Raw genomic sequence first — 5,839 nt, forward strand, 5'->3', positions numbered from 1 at the left:
CGTTCGGCGGCGGTCTCGGTGAGTTCGCTCCGGCCGCAGCCGACGGCGCCCTCCAGGAGCAGGATCCGGCCGCAGCCGGCCCGGCCGGCGGCGAGCGCGGTGTCGATCTCGGAGAGTTCCGACTCACGTCCGATCAGCATGAATTGATCCCCCGTTGGTCACGCAGATGGGAGTGGACCCGGACGGCCCGCGTCGGCAGTACACCTGCGACGCGGCGGCACGGGCTGCGCAGCGGAACGAGCTGCGCGGCGGCACGAGCTGCGCCGGTCCGTCTGTCGCGCTCCGCCGATCAGCTTAGGAGCGGCCCGCCCGCCCGGGCCCCGCCCGGACGCTGGCCGCAAGTTGCACCGCAGCAACTCACCGGTCCGGAAGGCCGGGGCCCCGCGACCTCCCGACAGGCTCCCCCGCCGAACAGGGGACCACCGCCGGCCACCGTCGCAGTACTGGCCGTGCAACATCCTGCCAGCGTCCCCCGGTGGCCCCGCCGCGGATCGTCCGCGCACCCTGATCACCGGGGGCACGGGTCCGTGCCGACGCGACACGGGTCCGTGCGACGCGAGGAGAATCCATGACGGACGTCACCACCATGGCCGGCCGGCCGGCCGCACACCACGCCCACGGCGGCGGCGCCCATGGCAGCGAGAAGAACGGCAGCAAGAACAACGGCAGCGAGACGAACGACAGCGGCACCCGCCACCTCGTGCACTGCCCGCCGTCGTGGGAGAACTACCTGCTCGACGCCCCCAGCCTGGGCGACGAACACTTCATGCTGACCGGCGAACTGCCCGTCCGCCACCCGCTGTTCAACGACGGCCCGGGCCTCTTCCACGACATGCAGACGGTGACCGAGTCGGTGCGGGAGATCGGCGAGTTCGTCGGCCACCGCTACTTCGGCGTCCCGGTCGACCGCACCGGGCTGTTCCACGGCTTCGTGCTGACGCTCACCGACCTCGCCGCGTGGCGGGTCGTGCCGGGCCGGCGGCCCCGGCTGAGCACCGAGATCCGGGCGACCCCGGCGAACGTCGTCAACGGCGTGCCGCGCGGCCTGGACTTCCGGCTCCTGGCCCGGGTGGACGGCACCCCGTGCGCGACCGGTTCGGCGGGCCTGGTCTTCCTCATGCCCAAGCTGTACGGGAACCTGCGCGCCCACAACCAACGGGCCGTGCGCGCCGCGCCCGAGCTGGACGACCGTCCGACGGGCCCGGTGCGGGCCGCCGACCCGGCCGAGGTCGGCCGCGCGAGCGCCGCGAACGTCGTCGTCGCCCGGCCCGATCCGGACTCCCGCGACCGGCTGAGCACCTGGGTCCTCACCCGGGACGTCGGCCCGGTCTTCGCGGCGGGCGAGCAGCGGCGGCCCGACTTCGCCGGCGGCGACCGGCGGCCCGGCGACGAGCGGCTGCCCGGCCTGCACCTGCTCGAATCCCTGCGCCAGGCCTCGCTGTTGGCCGCCGGACGAGCCCGCGGGCTCACCGCGTCGCGCTGTGTGCTCGCGTCCCTGGAGGTGCGCTTCCGCAGCGAGGCCGAGGCCGCGCTGCCGCTGCGCTGCCTGGCCGCCGCCGAGCCGGTCGGGCGCGACGCCCACGGCCGGCCGTCCGTGCCCGTCACCGTCACGCTGACCCAGTGCCGCCGGACCGTGGCCGAGGCGCGCACCGTCGTGGTCCAGGACTTCTGAGAGGCCGCCGCACATGAGGTTCCGGATCCTGGGGCCGCTGGAGATCACCGGCGCCCCGGACGCCGCCGACGCCCCGGGCCCGGCCGACACCGCCGGCACCGGGAGCGGGGCGCCGCGCGCGCCCAAGCTCAGGGCCGTGCTCGGCACGCTGCTGGTGCGGGCCAACGAGGTCGTGTCGGTCGACAGCCTCATCGACGAGCTGTGGCCGGACTCCCCGCCGCGCACCGCCACCAGCACGCTCCACGTGTACGTCTCCCACCTGCGCAAGCTGCTGCGCGCCGCGGACGCCAACCAGGGCCCCGCGACGCTGCTCACCCGCAGCCCCGGCTACCTGCTGGCCGCGCGCACCGACGAGGTCGACGCCACCGTGTTCACCGAGCTGCACGAGCAGGCCACCGTCGCGCTGGAGGAGGCCCGTTACGCGCGGGCCGTCGAGCTGGAGCAGCGCGCCACCCGGCTGTGGCGCGGCCCGCTGCTGTCCGACACCCCGCACGGGCTGCTGCTGGAGAGCGCCGCGACCCGGCTCGGCGAGGCCCGGCTGGCCGCCGTCGAGCAGCGCATCCTCGCCGAGCTCCACCTCGGCCGGGGCGCCGCCCTGGTCAGCGAGCTCCAGGCGCTCACCACCGAGCACCCGCTGCGCGAGGAGTTCCACGCCCAGCTGATGCTGGCGCTGTGCCGCAGCGGGCAGCAGGCCGAGGCGCTGCGGGTGTACGCGCAGGTGCGGCACACCCTGGTCGACGAGCTCGGGATCGAACCAGGACCGCGGCTGCGCCGGCTGCACCGGCAGGTGCTGGACGGCGACGAGGCGCTGCTGCCGCCGGGGCGGGCGACGCTCGTCGAGCACGCGCCGGAGCCGGGCGCCGCACAGGTGACGCCCGCCGAGGAGCCGGCCCCCGTACCGGTCAGCCTGCTGCCCGCGCCCGACCCGGACTTCACCGGGAGGAGCGAGCAACTCGCCCAGGTGGAGCACCTGTTGCTGACCGCACCGGCCGGCGGATGGGTGGCCGTGCTCGGCCTGCCCGGCAGCGGCACCTCGGCGGTGGCCGCGCTCGCGGCCCGGCGGGTCGCGGAAGCCTTCCCGCACGGGACGCTCTACCTCGACCTGCGGCCCTCGCACGGGCCCGAGCTGGGCCCGGTCGAGGCCGCGGCGGCGCTGCTGCGCCGGGCGGGGGCCGCGCCGCCGCGCGAACCGGTGGAGGAGCTGCAACTCCTGCTCGCCCGGCGGCGGATGCTGCTCGTGCTCGACCACGCGGCCACCGAGGAGCAGGTCCGCCCGCTGCTGCCGACCACGCCCGGCAGCGCGGCCCTCGTCACCGGCCGGCTCGCCCCGACCGGCCCGGCCGGCATGCTGCCCGTCGTCCTCGGCGGACTCACCCGCGCCGAGGCCCGCGAGCTGCTGGCCACCCGCAGCACGGCCGCCCGCGGCGCGGACAGCCACCACACGTCCACCGACGACGCACGCGCCGCCGACGAGCTCACCCGCCTGTGCGGCGGCCTCCCGCTCGCGCTGCGGGCCGTCGCCGCCCGCCTCGCCGCCCGGCCCGAACTCACCGGCGCGGCCCTCGCCGCCCGCCTGCGGGACGAACGCACCCGCCTCGCGCTGCTGCGCGTCGGCGGCCTGGACGTGCGTGCCCGGCTGCACGGCGCCTACGCCCGGCTCGACGCCGCCGAGCAGGACGGCTTCCGGCTGCTCGGCCTGCTGCCGCGCGGCCGGTTCGGGGTGGGCGCGGCGGCGGCCGTCCTCGGCCGCGAGCCGGTCGAGGCGGCGGTGCTCGCGGAGGCGCTGGTCGGGCGCCACCTGCTGGCGCCGGTCGGCGCCGACGCCTACGCCCAGCACGAGCTCCTACGGCTGCTGGCCCGGCAGTTGCTCGCCGAACGGGACGCCGCGCCCGCCGTCCGCGCGGCCACGGCCCGGATGTGCGGGTGGTACGCGGAGGAGGCGGAGGCCGCGGCCCGGCTGCCCGGCGCGTCCGTCTTCACCCCCGAGGGCCCGCCCCGCCGAATCGAGCTGGTGTACGCGCTGCGGGCGGCGCACGAGGCCGGCCTGTGGCGGCTGACCGTCCGCCTCGCCGACGCCCTCAGCACCCCGCTCGAACGTGACGGCGCGTGGGACGACTGGGCCACCGCCCACGGACTCGCCCTCGACGCCGCCCACCGCTGCGGCGACCGCAGGGCGGAGGCCAGGATGCTCCGCTCGATGGGCGAACTCGCCTGGTACCAGCGCGACCTGGACCGCGCCGAGGCGTGCTACCGGCAGGCCGCCGGACTCGCCGACGACCCGTCCGAGGGGGCCCGCATCCTGGTCGGCCAGGCCGAACTCCTGCTGGACGCGGGCGCCGTGGACGAGGCCCACGCGGTCCTCGTCCCCGCGCAGGCGCTCCTCGCGGACACCGCGCCCGACCGCGCCCACTTCGAGCTCCACCGCGCCCTGGCCCTCACCGCCCTGGAACGCGGCGCCCCGCAGGCCGCCCGCGCCGCGTTCGCCACGGGCGCCCGCGTCGCCGCCGCCCTGCGCGACCCGCGTCTGGAGTCGTACGCGAGGCGCCGGCTGCGCAACGCCGACGACCCGCTGGACGCCATCGAGGTCCGCCCGGGCCTCTGGCGCCTGCGTACCGCCCCGAGACCGCCCCGAACCCGCGCGGCCGACAGCCGGCTCCTGGCCGGCGCCGGGAGCGACCGATGACCGGACGCACCACAGCCGGCCCGGCAGCGCCCGGCGCCGCAACCACCGACGCCCGACCTGCCGCACCCCACACAGCGACCACCCGCAAGCCCAACACCCGTACCAGAACGGGCCGATGACCGTGCACACGACGCTCACCGCACCCCCGACGCCGGCCACGGACGCGTCGGCCGCCACCGACGACCTCGTCGGCCGCGAAGCCGAGCTGCTCGCCGTGGCGGGCCGCCTGCACGACCCGGCCGTCCGGCTGCTGACGCTCACCGGCCCGGCCGGTGTCGGCAAGAGCCGCCTCGCCGAGCTCGCCGCCCGGACCGTCCGCCCCGCGTTCCGGTCCGTGGCCGCCCTCGACCTCGGCGCCACGGACGACGCCGCCCCGCCCGCCGACCGCATCGCCCAGGCCGTCACCTCGACAGGAGCGGGCGACCCCGCCGACCGCCTGCTCCTCGTCCTCGACGGCTGCGACCACGCCGCCCGCCCCGAGCCCGCCGTCCTCGCCGCCCTGCTCGCGGCCCAACCCGGCCTCACGCTGCTCGCCACCGCGCTGCGCCCCCTCGGGGTGTACGGCGAGCACCTCATGCCGCTGGCGCCGCTACCGCTCCCCCCCGAGTGGGATATCCCCGACGAGCTGGGCCGGGCCCCCGCCGTCGAGCTGTTCGTCCGCCGGGCCGCCCAGGTGCGGCCCGGCTTCGCGCTGACGGAGGAGAACGCCGACGCCGTCGCCGAGCTGTGCCGCCTTCTCGAAGGACTGCCGCTGGCCGTCGAGTTGGCGGCCGGACGACTACGGTTGTTCCAACCCAGGGAACTGCTCGACCAGTTGCGCCGTGCAGGTGTGAACTCGCTGGCCGGTGGCGCCGCCTACGCGCCGCCCCGCCACCGTTCGCTCGCCGCACTCGCGCAGTGGCAGTGCGAGGGCCTGGCCCCGGCCGAACTCGCCCTGCTCCAAAGGCTCTCGGTCCACGTCGACGGCTTCGCCTCCAGCGCCGTCGACCGCCAGGAGGCAGCGGCCTTCGAGGCGCTCCTGGACCACGGCGCACTCACCGTCACCGGCTCCCGCTTCGCCGTTCCCGAGCCGCTCCGCTCCAACTTCTCGTGCTCCCCGCCGAGTTCCGCACACGACCGCCACTCCGAGCACTACCAGCAGCTGGTGGCCGCCGCCGCTCCCCGACTCGCGGGGACCGAACAGGCGCACTGGCTCGCCGTCCTGGCCGCCGAGGGCCCGAACATCGAGGCAGCCCTGGACCACCTCCAGGAGCGCGGCGACCACCAGGCCGCGGCGGCCACCGCCCTCGGGTGCCTGGAGTCCTGGCTGGCCCGGGGCCGGCTCCGCCAGGGCCTCGACCGGTACGACCGCCTCGCCGCCGCCCCCGGCCTGCCCGAGCAGCTGACGGCCCAACTCACCGACGCGTCGGGCGTCCTGGCCCTGACGCTCGGCAGCCCCGCCGACGCCGCCGAGCGCCACCGCCAGGCCCAGGCGGCCGGCCGCC

Annotated in this window: 2 protein-coding genes and 1 pseudogene; all 3 read left to right on the top strand. The window is 77.2% G+C overall.

Features of this window, described 5'->3' with window-relative positions:
• Positions 1–568: 568 nt before the first annotated feature.
• Positions 569–1,672 (top strand): AfsA-related hotdog domain-containing protein, encoded by a 1,104-nt coding sequence (locus AB0O00_RS27420; RefSeq protein WP_363656149.1) that lies wholly within the window; start codon positions 569–571, stop codon positions 1,670–1,672.
• A gap of 13 nt (positions 1,673–1,685) precedes the next feature.
• On the top strand, positions 1,686–4,355 hold the full coding sequence (locus AB0O00_RS27425) for an AfsR/SARP family transcriptional regulator (protein WP_363656151.1): 2,670 nt from the start codon (positions 1,686–1,688) through the stop codon (positions 4,353–4,355).
• Positions 4,356–4,470: 115 nt separating this feature from the next.
• Positions 4,471–5,839, top strand: a pseudogene (locus AB0O00_RS27430) (LuxR family transcriptional regulator); the annotation flags it as partial.

It is taken from the genome of Kitasatospora sp. NPDC093558 (assembly GCF_040683475.1).
Classification (GTDB): domain Bacteria; phylum Actinomycetota; class Actinomycetes; order Streptomycetales; family Streptomycetaceae; genus Kitasatospora.

Excerpts from the sequence above, each read along its gene's own strand:
- AB0O00_RS27420 (WP_363656149.1), top strand. The coding sequence starts at position 569 with ATGACGGACGTCACCACCATGGCCGGCCGGCCGGCCGCACACCACGCC.
- AB0O00_RS27425 (WP_363656151.1), top strand. The coding sequence starts at position 1,686 with ATGAGGTTCCGGATCCTGGGGCCGCTGGAGATCACCGGCGCCCCGGAC.